Annotated in this window: 8 protein-coding genes and 1 pseudogene; 3 read left to right on the plus strand and 6 right to left on the minus strand. The window is 47.6% G+C overall.

The features are described 5' to 3' along the window. Positions 1-167: 167 nt before the first annotated feature. Positions 168-1,115, plus strand: a complete 948-nt coding sequence (gene pbpG, locus VOA_RS10070) for a D-alanyl-D-alanine endopeptidase (RefSeq protein ID WP_000765630.1) — start codon at positions 168-170, stop codon at positions 1,113-1,115. Between the two features lie 121 nt (positions 1,116-1,236). On the opposite strand, the gene VOA_RS10065 is transcribed toward pbpG, so the two are convergent. Next, complete coding sequence (locus VOA_RS10065) at positions 1,237-2,136, minus strand: LysR family transcriptional regulator (protein WP_009355894.1); 900 nt, start codon at positions 2,134-2,136, stop codon at positions 1,237-1,239. A 108-nt stretch (positions 2,137-2,244) separates the two neighbouring features. Here VOA_RS10065 and accD point away from each other — a divergent pair, with 108 nt between their 5' ends. Both accD and VOA_RS0117725 read left to right on the plus strand, forming a co-directional pair. Further along, a complete protein-coding gene (gene accD / locus VOA_RS10060) occupies positions 2,245-3,141 on the plus strand; it encodes an acetyl-CoA carboxylase, carboxyltransferase subunit beta (RefSeq protein WP_009355895.1) in 897 nt (298 codons plus the stop codon). 29 nt (positions 3,142-3,170) lie between these two features. Further along, positions 3,171-3,410 (plus strand): tyrosine-type recombinase/integrase, encoded by a 240-nt coding sequence (locus VOA_RS0117725; RefSeq protein WP_000269805.1) that lies wholly within the window; start codon positions 3,171-3,173, stop codon positions 3,408-3,410. Between the two features lie 101 nt (positions 3,411-3,511). Here the strand turns inward: VOA_RS0117725 and VOA_RS10055 are convergent, their stop codons facing one another. The 5 genes and pseudogenes from VOA_RS10055 to VOA_RS10045 form a co-directional block, all read right to left on the minus strand. After that, a complete protein-coding gene (locus VOA_RS10055; RefSeq protein WP_000903432.1) occupies positions 3,512-4,552 on the minus strand; it encodes an IS481-like element ISVvu4 family transposase in 1,041 nt (346 codons plus the stop codon). A gap of 311 nt (positions 4,553-4,863) precedes the next feature. Continuing rightward, positions 4,864-7,554: an AAA family ATPase gene (locus VOA_RS10050; RefSeq protein ID WP_232202784.1), complete on the minus strand. Its 2,691-nt coding sequence runs from the start codon at positions 7,552-7,554 to the stop codon at positions 4,864-4,866. Between the two features lie 447 nt (positions 7,555-8,001). After that, positions 8,002-8,163 (minus strand): annotated as a pseudogene (locus VOA_RS19115) (L-threonine 3-dehydrogenase); the annotation flags it as partial. Positions 8,164-8,323: 160 nt separating this feature from the next. After that, positions 8,324-8,551 (minus strand): hypothetical protein, encoded by a 228-nt coding sequence (locus VOA_RS0117730; protein WP_002022671.1) that lies wholly within the window; start codon positions 8,549-8,551, stop codon positions 8,324-8,326. Between the two features lie 281 nt (positions 8,552-8,832). Further along, positions 8,833-21,543: a PLxRFG domain-containing protein gene (locus VOA_RS10045; protein WP_001152925.1), complete on the minus strand. Its 12,711-nt coding sequence runs from the start codon at positions 21,541-21,543 to the stop codon at positions 8,833-8,835. Positions 21,544-21,744: the final 201 nt, after the last annotated feature.

Here is a 21,744-nt window from a genome sequence, read left to right on the forward strand (position 1 = left end):
CAGCACGGAAATCCCTATACCAGAATGGTCGATTTTCAAGTGTCCGAGTAAAGATTGAGCATAAATATATTTTCATGGTGTTTTCTACTGCTCTTTTCATTGCTCTCTTATACTCAACAAAAGCGTTGTGACATACCTGACTTAACCAACCACCCAGTGAACTCAACATGAAACTCTTCTCTTTCCTTGGTAGTGTTTTCTTAATATGCATTGGCTCTAGCATTGCAATGCCAACCTATTCCGCAGATTCAGTAACAACAAAGGCTGTTGCAAAAAAGACTGTTAAAAAACAGGAGCTTGCTGCAAACAGCGCTTTGGTCATCGATCTTAAAACCAACGAAGTGATTTATTCGAGCAACCCAGATGCGGTTAAGCCCATTGCTTCCGTCACCAAGCTGATGACCGCAATTGTCACTTTGGATGCCAAACTGCCAATGGATACCAAACTACCTATCACTATCAAAGAAGCCAAAGAGATGAAAGGGGTGCATTCACGAGTTAAAATTGGCAGCGAAATTAGCCGCAAAGACATGTTGCTACTCACGTTGATGTCTTCGGAAAACAGAGCCGCAGCAAGCCTTGCTCACCACTACCCCGGTGGCTATAAAGCTTTTATCAAAGCAATGAATACCAAGGCAAAAGCCTTGGGAATGAAAAACACTCGCTTTGTTGAACCGACTGGGCTTTCACCAAAAAATGTATCCAGTGCCCGCGATTTGGTGGTGTTACTGAAGGCCAGTAAAAAGTACCCTCTGCTCGGCCAACTCAGTTCGACAGAGAAGAAAACCGTGACCTTTGCAAAACCTAGATACACTCTCGATTTTCGTAATACCAATCGCTTGGTTTTTAACGATAACTGGAAGATTGACTTAACCAAAACAGGGTTTACCAACGCTGCAGGTCATTGCCTTGTTATGCGAACACAAATGGGGAAACGCCAAGTCGCTTTTGTTGTGTTAGACACTAAAGGAAAGCTTTCGCCTGTCGGCGATGCAAACCGTTTACGAACTTGGGTTGAAACTGGCAAAGTCACCCCAATCCCTGCCGATGCGAAGCAATACAAGAAACAACGCAGCCGAGAGCAAATTGCCAAAATCAGTGATTACAAAAATTAGCAGCCAAACCCAACCCTGAGCCAAATTGCCATTTTGTCTCTTATACATCTAATGGGGGGGGGTTATTGTGGGGCTGAGTTATGCAACAAAGCCCCAGCGTCTTTCTAATCAAGTATTCAGCTCAGTTGACGATATTTGCGTGACACTTCAGATGTTCAATAAACATCTTAATTTTCTTAGCTAAGTGCTTTCTAGAGGAATAAAAAGCACATAGAACAAGATCAGCGGGTTGATATTCCATTTCCACCACTTCTAAAGTCCCTGCCTCTATCTCAGACTGACAAAATTCAGTAGGAAGTATCGCCAATCCTAAACCAGATATTGCCCCTGTTTTGGCAAGATGCCCACTGTTCACTTTAAAAGCCGATTGTACTTTTTGAATAATCAGCTCACCTTTAGCGTTTTTAAATATCCATGGCGCGCCATTTATTACGGTAAAGCTATTAATACATGGAACATGTTTTAAATCACTCATCTGAAAGGGTCTTGGAAAGCGCTGTAGTATTTGGGGCGATGCCACAACAGCACTTGGCCACCGTTTAATCTCCTGAGCAACCCAACTGTTATCTTCGAGCTTACCCCGATGAAAACTTAAAACGATGTCGAAGCCATCAAGCAGATCCTCTTTCGGGCTGATGCTCGTATCACAACATAATGAAATAGAGGGGTGCCGGAGACAAAAAGAAACCACAGCTTGAGCTAAAGCCGGTGAGTCAGGCATTAACACGTTAAGCTGGCCTATTACTTGGTTTGCATGAAGAGTCACCTCCTCAAGAGCATCATTCAACTTTTCCAACAATGGTTGTGTACACAAATAAAGATGATCACCCGCATCAGTCGCTGCAATGCGGCGTGTCGTTCTATCAAATAGCCGTATATTCAAGCGCTCTTCCAAAAGGGCAACATGACGGCTGACATTGGATGTGGGTAAACCTAAAAATTCCGCCGCTCGTTTAAAACTGTTGTTCTCATAGACACAATGAAAACTTTTTAACCACTGCTGTTCAATCTTATCAAGCATATATTTAGTCCCATTTAGTGGGATTATTAAATTAATAATTGCCACTTTATTACCCAAGTCAGGCTAATACAATGCTCTTTATTCATACTATTTGAGTAAGGTTTCTCCATGAATTGGCTAGAAAAGCTATTGGATAAGAAAGACATTATCAATGTACGTAAAGCATCCATTCCAGAAGGTGTATGGACTAAATGCCCCTCATGCGAGCAGATCTTATTCCGAATAGCACTCCAGGATAATCTCTCAGTATGCCCCAAATGCAATCACCATCTGCGGATGGGCGCTCGCCAACGATTAGACAGCTTTTTGGACAAAGAAGAGCGAATCGAAATAGCAAGCGAATGTGAACCAAGAGATTTGCTCAATTTTAAGGACTTAAAACGCTATAAAGAGCGCCTTACTCAAGCACAGAAAAGCACTGGTGAAAAAGATGCACTGGTTGTGATTAAGGGAAAAGTGATGGGCTTACCTGTTGTCGCTTGCGCATTCGAGTTCTCTTTTATGGCCGGTTCAATGGGGTCAGTGGTAGGTGCGCGTTTTGTTCGGGCTGTTGACGCAGCTATTGATGCAAATTGTGGATTGGTGTGCTTTTCTGCTTGTGGGGGCGCTCGAATGCAAGAATCACTCATTGCACTGATGCAGATGGCTAAAACCAGTGCCGCATTGAATCAGTTATCAATGGCTAAATTGCCCTACATCTCAGTGTTAACCGATCAAACTTATGGGGGAGTATCTGCAAGTGTCGCCATGTTAGGTGACATTAATATTGGCGAGCCGAAAGCAAGGATCGGGTTTGCTGGGCGCCGAGTTATAGAACAAACCGTTCGAGAGAAACTACCAGAAGACTTTCAGCAAAGTGAATTCCTCTTAGAACATGGCGCTCTAGATATGATTGTGGATAGACGTGAGATGCGCAAACGAATTGGGGGACTGATCGCTAAAATGACCAATACCACCACTTCATTGGATATAGAGCGTATGAGTTTTCATTCTTCCAACGGTTAAAACATTACGGCAAACGTGCGCTCAGCCGAATGTGGACAGCACTGTGTAAAAAAGGAGGCGTCCGTTACCGTAACCAGTATCAACTGCGACATACCTATGCCAGTTGGATGATCACCCATGCTAACGTCAACGTGAGTTACTTGGCACAACAAATGGGCCACGCAGATATCACCATGGTCGCAAGGGTCTACGGTAAATGGCTAGTTGAGTCGAACAAGAAAGAGTCTGAACGCGTTTGGCAAGAGCTAGAAAGAGTCAGGAATCAATAACCGCCGAAAGGCGGTTTTTTGATCGCATCTAGATGCTATATCGTGTACTAATTCAGACCTGATCTGACAGTTACCCACTTTTCGACTTGGTGCCTGTCAGATTATATCTGGGCTAGATTCTTTTCAGCCCAGATTGATTTCCCATCCTCTAATGTTTCTATCGGCGTTCTGCCACAGCACATTTTTCCTTGATGAGTACGGTGATTGTTGTAGTAGTCCATCCATTCGTCCAGATCTTTCTGCAACTCTTCGATAGAACCATACAGTTTCTTTCTGAATGTCACTTGGTAGAACTCATTCAATATGGTCTTGTGGAAGCGCTCGCAGATACCATTTGTTTGTGGTGACATCGCTTTAGTTTTCGTGTGGTCGATATCATTAATAGCTAGGTAGAGCTGGTAATCGTGCTGTTCAACACGACCACAGTATTCAGTGCCTCGGTCAGTCAAGATTCGCAGCATTGGCAGTTCATGCGCCTCAAAGAACGGTAGAACCTTATCATTCAATATATCCGCTGCGGTGATTGGTGTTTTCGTTGTGTAGAGCTTGGCAAAGGCGACTTTACTGTAGGTATCAACGAAGGTTTGTTGATAGATGCGCCCAACACCTTTCAAGTTGCCAACATAGAATGTGTCTTGAGAGCCGAGATAACCTGGATGCGCTGTTTCTATCTCACCACAAGCCTCATCATCGTGCTTCTTACGCTCAAGAGCCGCAACTTGCTCGTCCGTTAGGATAATACCGTTCTCTGCGACCTGTTTCTCCAGTGCGATAAGACGTTTCTTGAAGTTCTCTAGGTCATTGCGAAGCCAGATTGAGCGTACGCCACTTGGAGAGATAAACACTCCCAATTTACGTAATTCATTACTCGTTCTAACTTGTCCATGAGCTGGGAAGTCGATGGCGTATTTGATAACGGCTTGCTCAGTTTCACTATCAACACGGTTCTTCAAATTCGGTGCTCTTCGGCTACGGTTAATCAGAGCATCAATACCCCCCGTCTCAACCAACTCTTGATAACGGTAGAAAGTATCTCTTGATACCCCCATAACCTTACAGGCTCTAGATACATTACCGAGTTCTTCTGCAAGATTGAGAAGGCCCGCTTTGTGTTTGATAATTGGATTGCTAGTATGAAGCATGAGAGTTACCTCTTTTTGTCTTTGATTAGTGATTAAGCACCTTTAATCAAAATGGGTAACTCTCTTCTTTTCAAATTGAAGTGTCAGATCTAGTCGGAACTAATACATATATCGAGACTGCTCATCCTCGCACAACTAGGTATGACAACAAACTTTTGCCCCATTATTGGATAGACCTTTTACTCATTCATATCCTGTTAATGGGGTTTTTGCCCCACTAAAAGTTATTCATTCTTCCAATGCTGTTTGTTGTGAATCCCCATGTTGTATCACTGGGGTAAGTTCCACCTTTCCTTCAGCGTTAGCTAATCTTAAGTCCTCTTTCGAACTGTTTGTAGATGGTTGAGGTAGTCTTTGATTTCTTCTAAATCTGCTACCACTTCATCGATCGTTGGACAAGGACGTATACCTGCGGCTGTGTCGTGACCAACAAAGTCGACACAACATTTATCATACGCAAGGTGAATACGCTCTAAATCAACACTAGTAATATCATCTACTCGATTTAATCTTTGCAGATGCACACCTCTTTCGAACCTATTAACGACTTTATTTAATAGTTTCTCTTCAACCAATCGCTCCCATGCTTCACGCAGAAAACTATAGAAAACCGCAGCAGCTTCTCTAAATTCAGTCTCTGTTCCTGTCTCATCAATCTTTCGAAGCTTTTGGAGCTTAGTAGTTAAAACTCCAATTCGTTTCGATGTAGGAAGCGCGTCCCACGGAGGGTTAGTTCTTACAAGGCCGGAGTTACTTCTAGATCTTTCGAGGCTGATGCAATTGACCTTATCTTGCTTTAGGCTATCTGAAGCTTCTAGTAGTAGCTTGTAGAATACTATGTCGTGAGTAAATACAATGACTTGGCGTTCTAGTGATTCCTCTATTAACCTTTTTGCGACTTTTGCACTCCATTGATGGCTAAGCGAATTCACTGGATCATCAAATAGAACAGCAGATCTTCTAGAATCAGCTTTCATTTCTGATAAAAAGCTCGCTATTGCTATACACCTTTGTTCACCTTCACTAGCAACTTTACCAACAACAGATTCGTTTGAGTTTGCTAGCTCTAATTTAAATTGCTGTTGTCCGGCTTTATTTCTTGTTTTAACGTTGATGTCAAATCTATTAAAACCAAAGGATTTAAGTTCTTTTACAAAAGACTCTTTTAGTGGCTCTATAACACCTTGTGAATAAATCCTAGCTGACAACGTTGATATACTTCTCGTAGCGCTCTGATCTGAGATCTTGTTTAACTTAGCGACTATTTTTGACCGTCTTACATTAGTTATGATGTTTGCTTTGTGTTTGGCAACATAGGCTCGATCTGTTAATTCGGTCAGTCTTGCTTGTTTTTTTGCCACAAATTCGTTGTTACTGCTTTGCTGTTCAAGTTCTCCGATTTGCGTGAACAGCTCTTTATCTATTTCCCGCAATGCTTGGAAATGAGACAAGCTAATTTCGTCTAATGACTCGGGTAGCGCGGAACCTGATAAAACAGCCTGTCTGTTTATTAAACTCTGGTTTAATTTCTCAAGCCCAACTTTTAACCCAGGTTTAATTACGTCAAGTTCATTCAATACACCTTCAAATTGGGCAATATTCAAACTCAAAGATCTAACGACAGATTTAGCCTGAATTAGCGCTTTCAATGCTTCATCTGTATTTTTTGCAGCCTTGTCATTAATAAAAGCTTCGAGTTCTTGTAGTTTGTCGGCCGACGTCTCTTGGATATCTTGTAAGCATAACGGACAGGAATCACCTTTTGTTGGAGGGAATTTCTGGCCTTTATTTTCTTTTACCAAGAAGTCTTTTGCTGCTCTCCAAAGGACAGTCCATTGTGTATCACAAATATTATCAAACGGCAGATCACTCAGTGTTTTTTGTCTCAAAGTATCAGATACTTGTTTCTTTTTTTGATAGTCGAGATCTAAACTTTTTAACACTTCGAAGTTACTAGGACCGAGTACTTCGATAGGTCTTTTGTATGACTCAAGTAAAGGGGAAATATAACTACGTTGCTTAATTAAACTCTTTCTGATTTGTTCTGGCGATTTGGCCATGTCGCTAACAAGCTCGTCCTGCAATGGTTTTATAGATTCAATTTCGTCCTTAGTTGCGCAGTGCAATTCAATATCAGCTTCATTTGTTAACTCTGAAATTTGATTAAGGAACAATGAAGCTTTACTTTGTGAATTTAACGATGGAATAGCAACAAAACCGTTACCACTCATGACATCTTCACTTATTCTATTTTTTATACTTTCCACAACCTTTGTAAGTTCTGTGATTAAGTTCAAACCTACTGGTTTATAACCTAAAGCGTCTTCATTAGATAAATAGTGGTGTGCTGAAGATGTATCGAATACACGAATAGACTTGGCAGCATTATTGTTTGATGCCCCATTACTCCAAGTTAATTCTGTCGGTGTGTTATCAATCTCGAGTGTGAGTAAAGCTTGAGGAGGTTTAGGTGCAGAAGTGAAAACATTACCCGCGATAGGTTTCAATGCTCCCCGAGTCAAACACGCATGTTTTAAAATAGACGTATAGCTCGACTTACCGGCTCCGTTGTCTCCATATACGATAGTTAATCCATCTTTTCTAAAATCTAATTTTTGATCTTCCGCTAACGCAGCAACACCTTCAACTTGAGACAAGCTAATCAGTCGAACCGAGTTTTCTTCGGCCATGTAGCCCGATATATCAATCGGTGATAACAGCTGCTCATGGTTTGGGTGTTTCGGTTCCAAGCCCTCAACACTCTTCGCAAAATTGAAAATAAAATCGATATGGTTTTGGTTTAGCTCTCCTTCTTCAAGAGCAACCTTTAGTGCTAGATTCCACCATACGGGCTTATCCTTGGACCACTCTACTATTGATTCTACCGCATTCATCATCATTAACCTTAACACGCCAAATAAGAGCCTAGTATAATAGAGTTCAGTTGCACCAAAGGTATAAAAAATTGGTGTATCGTTTAATAAAATGCGTAAAATCAACAAGTAATTAAATTATTCATAATATTTATTATCTTCTCAAATTATTTCTCCTTGATATGACCATATAAGGAGGACTGGCTAATTGTAGTGGCTGAGGGAATTCGAACACTTGATTGGAGGTTTGCAATACCTGAAATTATCCGTGAGATGCTAATTTAGGAAAGCCACTGGCACGGAATTGTCCAAAAACGATTTAGTAGGAACACTTTGGGTCTTTTGTAAGAGCAACATTTCGCTCTACCCTTTGAAGCGATCTGCTATCCAAAATAGGACCATGAGCTTTAGGGCTAAATCTTACTTTTTAGGGATCTGTATCAAGGTAAATTAGGGCTAAATTAGGGCTTTTTGAAAGGCTAGATTCGGTCGCATTTTCCACTTTACTGTTTATAAAAATAGTGTCAGTCAAAAACAAAGCGCCCCTTTCGGAGCGCTCTGTGGAGAGATTTTCGGTTACTGCCAATCGAGGATAACTTTGCCGGAAGCCCCGCTGCGCATGATGTCGAAGCCTTTTTGGAAGTCATCCACTTTGAAGTGGTGAGTGATGATTGGGCTGATATCAAGACCCGATTGGATCAGGCTCGCCATCTTATACCAAGTTTCGAACATATTGCGCACCATTCATTTTTGTTTTTTAAAATCAATGCATTAACGGCAAGGCCACCATCATTGGGGCTAAAATGGGGCTATAAGTTTAAACCCTTGTATTTCTACTGCCTAAAAACTGATTAATCCCATCGATAGTATATTAAATCAGTAAGTTACAATCTCTTCTCTACTCTACAGGTTCTAAACTTTCGCCATTTTTTAATACGATCTCTTCCCCTAAGTAGCTCGCAAAATCTGTCAGTTCGATGCCACTGAGTTTGTTGCCTTTATACGCAAACTGACCTTCATGACAAATCTCATCGGGCGAACCACAAGTGACCCTAATCCTGTAAATAGGGTGACGGCTTTCTACAATACTAAGCCCTCTTGCCGTGGGTTCTGGAAACCAAAGCATACGCCCAATAACCTGAGCATCATCTGGAGTATGAGAAGACTCCAACTTGAACAATAACGTTCCCAATATCACCAGAGCTAAGCTGGTAGATACGAGCAAGAGCAAAACCCATTTGATAAAAATTTTCACATTAAACACCCTAGCCTAATCGCGGAATTTTGTCAGACTACCGAGTTTCAAAGGGATCCTATCTTACGATAACCTTATGAACCAAAGGTATTTATTCATGACATGAGCATTTAGATCATCATAGGCTAAATACTACCTTACAGGCCCAGCACTCAGAAATAGTCATACTGCATAACGAGCGAATTCATTTTAGGGTTCACCTGAACTCCATTTTGCGTAATTGAACGCTTGCGAGCTCGCACTTTCAGCGACTGCCTTAAGATTTCACTAGTGATAGGGTTGCGCTTACCATATTGCGATTGATTGAACTTGTGGATCTTCACCATCACCGACTTCATTGCTTCACCATCTTTCAGGCGATAGGCCGTGTAGTAGGCGTTCATCAAGCTTTGGCGGCGCTTAACGATAAAGGTTTCATAGTTCTTAATCGCATTGTTCTCATCATACTGAAGGTTCGCACGGCCAATCGCAAAACCAGACGCTTGGCCAAGCAGCTCAAAGGCCGTTAGATCACTCACAATCTCGTCGCCGTTCTTCGTCGTCACGCCACCTTCATTGATGTATCGAGCGGTTTTAAGCACATCTTTAATCGCTTTCGGCGGGATACGCTCGATACCGCGAGCAAATTGGTCGTTAGAAATATCGGATAAGCCTTGCGCCCATGAAACACCAATACCACCAATCACCGGTCCTAACGCTTGCTTCATGTATTCCACATACGCGGTGGAGGCATCCACATCACGGTTAATGCTGCGCACCCACAAATCATTAAGTGAGATACGGCCAGAAATACTCGGTAAAGTACCATGCCAGATTAACGCTGCGTTCTCTTTACCAAATGCTTCGGCCAGCATACGTTTTAATTCAGTTTCCGCATCAAACGGCTCGTCGTCATCCCCCACAATCTCTTGCGCCGCGTCAATCGCCGTGGTGATCGCCCACAATGGCAACGCACCCGCACCACCAATAAAAAAGGTCGAGGCCAGCGTTCCTAAAAGCTGTTTACGTGCCATCGATTTGACTTCGGGCGTCTCCCCTTTTAACGCTTTGGCTATGTTCGCCCACAAGTAATAAGTCATGTTCTGGCTGTACTGCTTAAACTGGAGGGCGACCGCCGCCATATCGCTTTGCATAAAGCGCGCACGGTTAATCGATGAGTAGTCAAAATGGCTATCCCACGTATCTTTAATCGCATCCGCGATTGCCTTTTCATGGTCGCCGTGTTTCTTCATAGCAAGACGATAGGCCGCAATATAGCTCACTTCGCGGTTAAACACTTCGGCATGGTGGAAAGCCCAACCAATGATGTTCATCGCTTTATTCCAAGTCCCTGAATACTTCGCGTTGGGGTTTTCTGCCAAACCAGCTAAGTCTGCCGCTTGCGTAACATCAATCACGCCCTGCGCAACCGCACGGCGCATCGCCTCTTTCTCGCCACCAGTGAGCACGCTTCCCAATATCCCCTGACCTTTCGGGCGGTTTCGGGTAAATGCTGCTTTCAGGTATTGCGCCGTCGCTTGGCTCATCATTTTGGAAGACTCCGCCATACCGTAGCGGGAACCCAAAATAGGCAGGGCGACTTGAAGGTTTTGGGTTAAGTTCACCAGTGCTGCGGCAGGCGTTAAACCCAGCATCCACACAAAGCCCAAACTGGTCAGTTTTTGCGCCCAACCAGCGCGGGAAGGATTGCGCACCCATTCATGGCGCTTGTTCAACTCTTCCACTACACGGTCGGCTTCCACATTGTTCGGCAGCTCATGCACGTACTTCTGAATGCTATCGAGGTGGTTATCCAGAATATCCATATGGTCGAGGCGAGCCTGCTGACGCGATTGTCTAAAGCCTTGGTCAGCCAGTGCTCGCACCGCATCTTGGCTAAAACCGGCAACGCCTTTGCGGTGAATGAAGTTACGGCGCATCGAGCGAGCGGGCAACGTGCGCAAATACATCTGGTAAATCTCATCACTCAGCGACTCTTTCGCCGGTGTGTGCATGTTCGCTTGCTCTACCAACTGCAACACATCGGCCACAAACGGCAGCGACGCCTTCTGCACCGCATTAAATTGCGCTTTCATACCAGAGTTGAGAGAAAAGCCAGCCTTACGCAGTTTCTCGGCGGCCAGTTCCATTTCACCTTTGGTTTCAAACATCATAAATTGGCGTTCGCCGTTCTCATCGGCAAAGTCAATCCAATAATCACCGTTGCGTGACAATGGGAAGTACAACCCTTTGGCGGCGCGCTCGTGACGCTGGCGCAACTCGGCCAGCATCGCTTTGCGGATCTTGGCATCAAACACCGCTCGTACAATGTTCTCTTCCAGCGCTTTATTCATCCGCTCAGATTGAGCACGATAGTGATCGCGCATTTGTCGATAACGGCGCTTCTGCTCAGCGTTGAGGAGGGCAAATTTGGGGCGTAACTCCACATGGCGCTTGCGGCGGTTTGGCTCTTGTTTCAAAAGCTCTCGCTCTTCTTGAAGGGTTTTCCAAGCCTTAGAGCCACGTTCACTGTTTAAGCCGCCCTCTTCTTTCAAAATCCGCTCTTGCTTAGCAATACTCTCTTTCAGCTCTTCCTCGCGGGATTGGAACGCCTCAGACGGGTCCACATCCGCCAAGGTCGCCTCGTGCGCAAAAGCAAACAGTTCATCCGCCTCTTTCTGGTTCGCCTTAGCCCAATCGCTAAGGTCTTCGGCAATCTTGGCCGCCTCTTCGGCCAACATGTTCTGTGTCACCACCATAGAGTTGATTTCATCTTGGTAGGCGTCAATCATCTTGCCCAAAGGCTTGTTGATCACGGCGGAAACTTCCCCCATCTGGCGCAGCGTCAACATCGCGTATTTGTTGCGGCCAAGCGCATCGAGCGATTGCCCAATCACCGGCGCACCATACAGCGCCTGTTTGATTTTACTCACCAAAGCGTTTTGCTTTTGTGCCAGCGCCTCATCGGCGCTCATCTGGTTTGATGTAGAGGCCGTATCCGCTGGCGTACCCTGCGCTCTTGAGCGCGAGAAAAACAGCGCATCATTCTCAGGTCTAGTCACCTTATCTTTTGGCGGCGGCGCTTTTAGCTGCTCCTTAGCTTTGAATACCAAGGTGAGTAATTCATTATTGTTAAACTCAGGGGAGTAAATAAAACCAAATAACGAACGCAGCATCCCGCGCACTTTCGCCAATAGTCGCTGAATAGGCGTCGCAAACTTTTGCTGCTCAGCCAAGTGCGCGACCAGCTCATGCACCAGAACTTCTTCGGCATCCGCCTTAGTGAGCGTCTGCGTGGAATTTAAGTAAGGTGTTAAGTCCACACCATTTTGCTCTGCAAACCGTTGAATTCCCTTGATGCCGCCTAACCTTAAGGCTAGGGTATTAATATCCGGTTGCGCCTTGCCTTCTTTGAGCAATCGCGCCAAACCAACGTGACCGGCCACTTCGTGGAAAATCGTTTCTTCTACCTCTGAGGCATAATTATGTTTTTCAGCGACCAACCAGACTTTGTGCTCTTTGGTGTCATAAAGCCCGTACACTTCGCCTTGGGCATCATTCTTGGCTATGGCAGTTTTTACATAATCAGGAAGATCCGCCTCCGTATCCACCGTCTCAAAGCGGAGCGTGAAGTCTTTGAGGCCGAGCTTGCCGAGCGCCGTGCGAGTCACCGCATCAATGGTGCTCCGTTTCACAGTGATACCACCGGCTATCTTTCCGGTTTTCACCCCGGTACGCCCTGCATTCGTACTGGTACGACTAAACAAGACGACGCCATCACTCGCCGCTGAATCCCCCGACGACTCATCCACCGGCGAGCCAATCTCGCGTTTGGCCTCTTCAATTTGGCGCGCTTCATGGCGCGCTTTAGCCTCAGCTAAAAACGCATACTCCGCTTTGGGCGTTTGAGTCGGTTGCGGTATCACCTCAGACAGTACCGGCGCTTCCCCCACTGTTGAGTTGTGTGAAAGAAGAAGATGCACATAATCCCCGTTAGCATCGAGCGCCGGCATCACTGAATCGTATTGCCAGCCGGGATAAGGAATGCGCACACCCACTGTCTGGTAACGCTGGCCGTTATGCTCAACCGTTTCAGGGCGGATAGAGTTCGGGTCAAAGGTGGAGCGCTTCACTTTGCGCAGCTTTTCACGGTCAACAAACTTGTTGGGCGTTTCACTTCGGCGTAGCTCTTCTTTGATATCGGCCATCGAGGCTTCTACCGACAACCACAGGTTGCGGCTTTTCGCCTCATCCAGCTCTTGTTTAAGCGCGGTGATATCCATCTTGGCAATCTGGCGCGAATCCTTGAGCGTACTTTGCAAGCTTTGCAGCTTTCTCTCGAAGCGCTCTTGCTCGCCATTTAACGCCGTGGCAATCGCATTAAGGTGCAGCGCATTCATCAGCTTAGGCGATTGCACAATCGAACTGCTTTGCATCCCTCGCGTCATATAGTCGATGGTCTTACCCTTGCCATCCACCAAGCGCACGTCAATCAGAGGCGTTTTCGTTCCCTCATGGGTGAAATAATCCACGTCCATCACCAAGCCCAATTGCTTACCCAGCTTGATTTCCCCTTGCCAACGCCGAGATTGCTCGATCGCTGCAATCGCGGGCTGAATAATGGCCTTATTCAGCTCGATAGAATACTCATCATCCAGTTCATGGATCATTGGTCGCTTAGGCTTTTGCGGTTTCTTCAAGCCGCGCTCTTTGCGGGTTTTCGCATCCAGCTCAGAGTAAATCGCCATCGCCGCATCGTATTCATTATCCGCCGCTAAATAATCGGCTTGTGCATCACGGTACAGCTCTGTGAACGCTTGTGCATCAAACTCCGTGATATCAGCCTGACGCAGCGTTTCAAGGCGCAATTCAATCGCGGCTTTCTCATCGTCAAAACGCTCAACAAAACGCTTGGCCGCGCCAATCGAGCTGGCTTGCGCCGTGTAAGAGCTGTCTAAATCCAAAAGCTTAGCGTCCGATTCCAGTTTCAAACGGTAAATAGGGTTGCCGGTTGACGCGGCTTTAAACTCCGCGTAGCTATCCGCATCCGAATTGCTGTTTTCAACAAACTGATCTAACTCGCCGTTACGGAACTGCTCAATCGCGCCCGCTTTACGCTCTAGGATTTGCCACATCACAGGGTCACTCGAACCTTGAGTGGTGTACGCAATCAACTCAACCTCAAAGTCTTCCGGTTTACCCGCGTTCGCAGCACGTTGGTAAAACTCATTGCCCTGACGCACAATTCGCCCTTCGCGCTGCTCCATATCTGACGGACGCCAAGGCGCATCCATATGATGCAAGGCCACCAAACGATTTTGCACGTTGGTTCCCGCGCCCATCTTCATCGATGAGCCAATCAATACCCGTACCTCACCACGGCGAACGCGATCAAACAGCGCCTCTTTTTTCAACGTAGTGTTGTAGTCGTGGATAAACGCAATCTCATCGTCGGGAATGCCCTTTTCCATCAGCGAGGCTTTCAGGTCATCGTACACACTAAAGCCGGTATCCGCCGTCATGGTAGAGGCGGTCAGTTCGCGGATCTGCTCTTCCAGCTTCTCGTACTGGTCCGCATCAATCTCGCCGGTTTCCGCTTGAGCGTTCACCTTATCAACCAACTCTTTTAGCGTTTGCGAGTAAGGCATTTCCCCCTCGTAGATTTCCAAACGACTGGAAATAAACGCTGCCGCTTTGCCCTTACCTAAGACCGTTTCCGCCAAGCTTTTCAGGTCTGATTTCACCGTTGCAATCGCGTACTTCGCGGGCGTCCCCATATCGGAGAACACCAGTTGTGTACCTTTATCGTCCTGCCACTGGTCGTAAATCGATTTGATCCGCTCGGCGGCGCGAGCCACTTTCCCTGTTGGGTCACGCTGTGCGGTCGGGTCCACCAAGCGCACATCGAGCGAGGCTTTTTTCGCATCGGTCAGTACCCACAGTGGGTTATCAATCTTAGCGTAAGCGATTCGCTCCTCTTTGGTTTTGAGCTGGTTAAACGCCTCCATACGGGCAATCAGATAATCGTTGTACTCGCGCTGCGCTTCGGTCGCTGGTGCGATGTTAAGCTGACGTTTACCGCCTTTGATATTAGGAATAGGGAATCGGGTCGCTTTATTCTCGCCCGTCGCCTTGTTCTTGGCCTCCACATCCTGACGGAAGATGTTCACCATATCTTTTTGGGTGATCACATCGGCAAACTGACGATACAGGGTCGAGAGTTGCTGCATGTTATTGAGTCCCTTCAACACACTGCGCTCTTTCACCGTGCCGGTTGGCGTGTATTCCAAGGTGATTTCGGTATTGAAGAACGAGCCGGCAAACGCATCATAGAAAGACATTTTCAGCTCTTTCAGCGTGTCGTGGCCAAGGTAATACATCATGGTGTACACCTCGACCAAGCTGTTAGAAATCGGTGTACCGGTCATAAAGGTCACACCACCGTTCTCTAAGCCCTGAATGCTGCGGATTTTGATGAGCAAATCGAGCGCCTTTTCGGAGCCTTTCGGATCGTTCATCCCCACTACACGGTCAGTGCGTGTCGCGTAAGTCAGGTTTTTAAACTCGTGCGCCTCATCGACCACCAAGTAATCCACGCCCAAATCCCCAAAGGTAAACCCGATTTGGTCAGCGTTCTTACTCAGCGCTTCCTCTTTCTCTTTGATTTTGTCTTGCAGACGGGAAATCGAGTCATCAATCTGTTTGACCGTCGCCCCACGCTGCCCTGACTGCTTAGCTTCGGCTTTCGCCTCTTCCAGTGCGCTGCGCAACTCGTCAATTTTCTCGTTAATCACCGTGCGGAAATGCTCAATATCATTGGGCATGGCGCGCAAATGGCTATGCCCCATCAACACCACATCGTAATCGCCGGTCGCAATGCGTGAGAAAAACTGCTTACGCTTCTTGGCCGTAAAGGCTTTATCATCCGCGACCAGCACCTTAGCCGACGGGTAGAGCTTCAAAATATCTTTATGGAAGGAGCCAAGAATATGGTTAGGAACCACCGCCATCGGCTTTTTGCTTAGGCCAAGGCGTTTACGCTCCATCATGCCGGTAATGGCCGTAAAGGTTTTCCCCGCCCCCACAGTATGATCGAGTAAAGTATTTTTACTCTGGATCATGCGAAGCGCGCCATCGAGCTGGGTTTTACGCATATCGACCGCAGGGTTCATCCCGACGGTTTGCAGGTACAAACGCCCGTTGTATTTACGGTTAACGTGGGTATTAATCCGCTCGTTAAAGTTATCGGCGATTTGCTTAGCAATCTGCGCATCACTTTTCGCCCACGTCACAAACGTCGAAGCGAGCTTATTGGCCAGCGCGTTAACTTCCTTGGTCGCTTTCTCGTTTTTGGTGCGCTCTTTGCCATTGGTGTCGTAAATCACCAGCGATTTACCATTGGCCGCAGAGTTCAATAAATCCGCCAGTGTGGCGCGGTCATGCTTAAACTGTGAGCCTAATGCACTCAGTGAGCCGCCCGCCTCGCCCAACACTGAAATAGCCCCGATATGACGGTTAACATTCACCGTCGCCTTATAACCTAGCGCTTCGGCAAAGCGTTCAAACACATCAGAGTCAATCCATGTTGCTCGGATAGAGGGCTTCACTTGCTCTGGCGTTTTGTCTTCGGGAAGCACGGCTTCCAAAAGCTTCACGTTAGTGTCTAGCCCTGCACTCTTCGCCGCTTGGTACTTCGCCTTCACATTGCCCGATAAGTAATCGTCGATGAACTCATACTTTTGCGTTTCAGGGTTCATCAGCAAATACGGCTTTTCACCTTCGGTCAGCTTCGCCAACACATCATCATAGCCAAGCCCAAGCAAGCCGCTCACGTACTCGATATCCACCTTACCGCGTTCACGCATCGAGTAGTTCACCGCATCCGCCACATTACTTGCTGATTCAGGGCGCTGATAAGGGAAGAGCAAACGTTTAGAGAAGAGATCACTCTTCGTGATCACCCCGCTCTCACTGACATTATCCAAACCCGCTTCAATGCCGGTATCGCCGTCAAGAAGGTTCAGGTTTTTAGTCAGCGTCGCGGGCTTACTGTTTTTGCCTTTGGTCGCAAACGCCTTGGCAAATTCATCGTATTGCACGTTCAGGCGCTGACGCAGACGCTCGATATCCCCCGCACCGGTTTTCTCGGCGCGCAGCAGTGCCAGTGCGCTATTGCGAATGGTCAGCATCGCTTTCAGTTTGCGAAACTTATTAGGACCAAGGCGCGTGTTATCAATGGCGTCATCAAGCGCGCTCAAAGCTTGGTTTTTGGATTGCTGTCCGGTGAGGTAAGCCAGCACCGCCTTGACCGCGCTCTCTTTGAGTTTGGAGCCAGTAAAATCACTTTTGATTTTGCCTTTATTCAGAAACTCATTGTCTGCGAACTGTTGTAGGCGCGCTTTATCACCCTGCTCGACAAAATGGCGCGCTCGACTCATCAACCAGCCATCATCACTCCAAATCGAATCGGGCGTCACTTCATACACCTGAGCACCATTGGTCGGGTGATCGTCGCCACGGCGCATCACCTTGCCGTCGGCGTTCACCATCATGCCGCCTATCGCAAGGTCGGATTCCGCCAACATCACCTCACCGGCAATCGCATCTTTGGTTTCAGGGGTTAACGCTAAATCTTGCCCTTGTGCGAGTGAGGCCAGCGCTTTGCTGATTGACTGCTCAAGGTTCGCGTGTTGTGGCACAGGGTTCACCGTCGATTCGCTTTCATCCCCACGGTACATCTTGCCTTGCGCGACTTCGCCCAGAATGTATTGCGGGTTTTGCGCAAACCACTGGTTAACACGAAAACCGTTCACCTCGCCGTCTACGTCCGTCCAAACCGTATTCTTGGCCGTCTCCCCCTGCTTAAGCTTGCGAAACACCACGATATCCGTGGTCACTTCCGTACCAGCATTGCTCTTAAACGCCGTATTCGGCAGGCGCACCGCGCCGACAAAATCCAGCTCTTGGCTCAGTTGTTTGTGGTTTTTGTTCAGCGTATCGAGGAAGCGGTTTGTCACCACCATCATCAGCAAACCGTTTTCATGCAAAAGCTTGCTTGATTTAGCGATGAAATAGTTATGGATCGCCATGCCTGAAATATCAGGGTTCTTGTTGTCACGGATAGACTGACTGCCAAAAGGCGGGTTGCCAATCGCCAAAGAAAAAACGCCGTTTTTAAACGGCGTTTCTTGGAATCCTTTTACCTGAACATCGGCTTCAGGGTAGATAAGCTTGGCAATATTGCCGGTCACAGGATCGAGTTCGGAGGCAAACCAGCGCGATTGATCGCGCATGTCGGACGGTTGCCAACCAATAAAGTTACCTGAACCCAGCGATGGCTCGACCACATTCATCGGGCTGTTGCCAAGACCCAACGCTTTCACGCCACTCCACATGCCTTTCACTACGGCCTCTGAGGTATAGAAGGCGTTACGGGTACTCATCCGAACGTTGTTGTATTCCTCTTCGGTCAGCAGCGTTTTTAGCTCTTGGTGCGCGGCTTGCTGTGATTTGGAAGTGTTCGTGTTATCAAACACAGAAGCGAGGCCGCCCCATCCCACATACTGTGCCAGTACCTTTTTCTGCTCAAGCGTCGCGGGCATTCCTGACTGAGTGAGATCCTTCATTAAGCGAATCGCCGCGATATTCGCGGCGATCCTTTGTGTAGCAGTTCCATTGGCGAGGTTATCCACCTCATCGAGCGCTAGGCGTTCAATAGCGTCTCTCGATACGCTTCGCTCTGTGCTGTCAGGTAATGTACGCCTAGACTCATTAGCTCGTCTTCCCGCGCTCGCGTCTTCTTCGCTAACGCTTTGGCGATTGGCGTCAGTTCCTCGTTGCTCATTTTCTTGTACTTCGGATTGCGGCGAAGATCTTTCATCAAATCTTGCTGTATTTGAGGTTTCGTTGCCATGGTTGATATCTCCTTTTGATTGTAGTGGTACTTCTTGGCCAGAATGAATTGAAGGTTCAGATAAGGCAGATAACCTTTCGGTATAGCTCTCTTTTTGCTCACGCTCGAAATCCGAAAGGGACTTATCGCCTAGCGCTTCTTGCAGCGCCTTTGCGGTAAAACCTTTATCTCGATAAGCTTCGCGTACGCCTTTAAGCTTGGGTTTGGCACCACCATTGTTATCAATGACCTCGCGGATCACTGCTTTTGCTTGTCGAATGATATTGGGCTCGTCCAAGCTTCCTACGGACTGTGTACTAACCTCCTCCTTAAACGCGGCGGCGTTCATCATCGCGGCAGTTTTACCCACAAACTGATTCGCCAAATTACGCACACTGTGTGCCATCTGCTTTTTAATAACCGGTAATGAGCTGGTTTGCCCATCCAGCTCTAATACCGAACCTTGTGGCGAGGCATCAACTAACGCATTAATTCGTTTGATCGTCTGAGTGATTTCGTTCTCAGCAAAGGTACGCGCCTCAGTGTCGCTAACAAACTCTTTAAACAGCGCTTCGGCATTCTTACGACGCTCGATATTCTCAGGCTGATTCGCCTCATAGTCAGCACGGCGACGGGCGGCTTCTTCGTAGGCGGCGAGGCGCTTCTCATGGTTTTGAAATTCCGCTAAAACCGCATCGGTATCAAAGCCTTTAGCACGACTTAAGCGCTTGCGTAAACGCTTCGACATTCTTGACGTTTTTCCCTCAATCCCCGCAAAATCACGGATAGGCTTCTTGCCTTGTTCGCGCATTTTCATCGAGTTCGGGCGGTCCACAAAGCTCGATACCGGCTGACCTAAACGCTCACGGCGCGCATCGAGATCGATTTGGCGCTCAGAAGCTTGTGCCTGTCCTTTCTGGTTGGCCAAGTCACGCATAAAAGCGCGAGTCGTGCGCTCACCCGATTCAGGATGCACACCAAACCATGCCGGATTCTCATCCGGTGAAGCAGGGCGGCTGTCTCTTTCGCGCTGTGCGGCGGCCAATTGCGCGGCGTTTTTACTCTCCTGCGCCTTAGCTTCAATCGCCGCTTGCGCCGTATCACGGTCAAAACGGGCAAACTTAAACTGCGCTAAGCCATCATCCTGATCTCCGGTCGCTTTTTCCTTCTCAGGCTGTGGGTAGCGGCGGGCGTATTCCAGTTCCACCATGCGCTCTAGAAGCTCAGGCTTATTGCGGTCCTCCTTGAGTAACTGAGGCTCGATTTCTGCGCGAATCGCTGCTTTGCGTGAGCTTACCGTATCATCGAGCTGGTACTCATTCTGCTTGCGCTCGATACGCTGGTGCGGCTTTTCACGCTTGGCCATATCCAAACGGTTTTGGTTTTGGCGGTGTTCAATTTGGGTTAACGTCGGGTCGATATCGAGATCACGCCCTTTTTGCGCAAGAGACTCGTACTCTCGTTCTAGCTGTGCGGTCAACTCTGGATTTTGGTCTGCCTCTTCGCTTTTCAGGAATTGCTCAATCTCCGCAGCCCGCGTGGGGTCTACGGCGCGAGCCATCTCAATCGTTTCTTGGTAAGCGTTGCGCTCTGGCAACACACCACGCTCAGTCAGCGCTTGGCGACTTTGCGCAAAGCGAGAGCGGATGGCCGCATCCCTACCATTATCCGCTTGTCTTTGCTGCGCACCTTGCAGCAACTCCTCGTATTGACCTTGTGGGTTCAACGTAGGATCAACCGCATTCATCGCGGCAGTTTGCGCAGGCGCATCCCCACTGTTAGGCATCGCTTGCGCTTCATCTGCGGCTTGCTCTGCGATCTCTTGCTCTTGAGTATCGCTAACATTTTGCGAGTTCGTTTGCGCGGGCGTATTCTCAGTCGGTTGTCCTTTAGCTCGATACCCACCGACAGCGCCAAGAGGACCACCAAGCGCACCACCGATCACCGCACCTTCCAAACCATCCACCAAAGCACCGGTCGTAGGGTCAATCTCTTGCCCCGTCACCTCATTGATCACTTGGTTTCTGGCATAAGTCTGACCATAGCCTTCAATAAACTCCGTACCGCCTTCGGTGAGTGCGCCTTTCGCTGCGCCAGCAACCACACCCTTTTTACCCATCTTGCCGAGTAACGCGCCAAACAAATACTTATCACCCATCGCACCAGCGACAGAGGCCGCCACGGCGGTCGGGTCGGTAGACATTTGCAAGCTGGCATAACTGGCCGTCTCTTCTTTAGCAAGGTCGAATAACTCCGTTGCGCTCATCCCCTGATATTGCGGATCATCCGCAAGGCGGAGCAAGGATTGCTGAAAATACTCCGAGTGATCCGCAAGCCATGAGCTATCCATCTGCATTACCGCGTCACGCGCATCCATGCTTGCGCCACCGAGCGACGTTCCTACACCCGTAGCACCCGCACTGGTGGCCGCCATTCGAGAGATGGCTTTATCAGCCACGGCTTGCGCAGCTTTTTCTGTCATGCCCTTTTTCAGCATCGATTTAGTAATGGTTGAGCGCAGTGCCACTTTTGCACCCGCACCTGCAAAACCACCACCGGCAAAGTTGGCCGCCAGCGAACCTAGCCCGTCAGCGATTTTCATCGCCCACACATCGATATCCGCCGCACCTTCGGCAAACGTCGGATTGCCATTTTCGTTTTCTTCAAAGATACGGGAGTTCAGAGCGTCGCGACCATCTTGAGTCATACTCTCTTGCAGAGAATCCGAGCCAGACGACATCAAATCTCGAAAGCTCTCACCCACACCAAGGAAGTTCTCCGAGAGTTCACCAAGGCCAGCCAGTGAACGCAGAGCGCCACTACCGACGGCTTTAGCGGTATCCCCTAACGTCACATCGTAGTTACGTTGCGGCGCTTTAGGGGCTTCAAACTGAAAGCCTTTCGGTAGAAAAGCAGACTGACTCATATCCGTAGTGGCATTAATGGTCGATTTTAGTGAGAGTTCATCGCCCAATAACTTCTTGTCTTGCATGTGCGGCTCCAAATTTCAGGCATAAAAAAACCGCCACCCCGAAGGGCAGCGGCTTAATTAATAGACTGGTGTTAGTGTGGGAAACGCTACCACAATTTCGGATATACAGCTACTGAACGTACAGAATGCAAGCCGCCTTATTGATATAAGATTTTGATTTGTAATATTTTTAATTGGTTTCCAGAAAAATAGTAAAGAAAT

Source organism: Vibrio sp. RC586 (genome assembly GCF_000176715.1).
In the GTDB taxonomy this organism is placed as follows: domain Bacteria; phylum Pseudomonadota; class Gammaproteobacteria; order Enterobacterales; family Vibrionaceae; genus Vibrio.

What these genes read in the sequence shown, in the direction of transcription:
- VOA_RS0117730 (WP_002022671.1), bottom strand. Translation starts at nt 8,551, where the DNA reads ATGCTTTGGTTTCCAGAACCCACGGCAAGAGGGCTTAGTATTGTAGAA.
- accD (WP_009355895.1), top strand. Translation starts at nt 2,245, where the DNA reads ATGAATTGGCTAGAAAAGCTATTGGATAAGAAAGACATTATCAATGTA.
- VOA_RS10055 (WP_000903432.1), bottom strand. Translation starts at nt 4,552, where the DNA reads ATGCTTCATACTAGCAATCCAATTATCAAACACAAAGCGGGCCTTCTC.
- VOA_RS10045 (WP_001152925.1), bottom strand. Translation starts at nt 21,543, where the DNA reads ATGCAAGACAAGAAGTTATTGGGCGATGAACTCTCACTAAAATCGACC.
- VOA_RS10065 (WP_009355894.1), bottom strand. Translation starts at nt 2,136, where the DNA reads ATGCTTGATAAGATTGAACAGCAGTGGTTAAAAAGTTTTCATTGTGTC.
- VOA_RS0117725 (WP_000269805.1), top strand. Translation starts at nt 3,171, where the DNA reads ATGTGGACAGCACTGTGTAAAAAAGGAGGCGTCCGTTACCGTAACCAG.
- pbpG (WP_000765630.1), top strand. Translation starts at nt 168, where the DNA reads ATGAAACTCTTCTCTTTCCTTGGTAGTGTTTTCTTAATATGCATTGGC.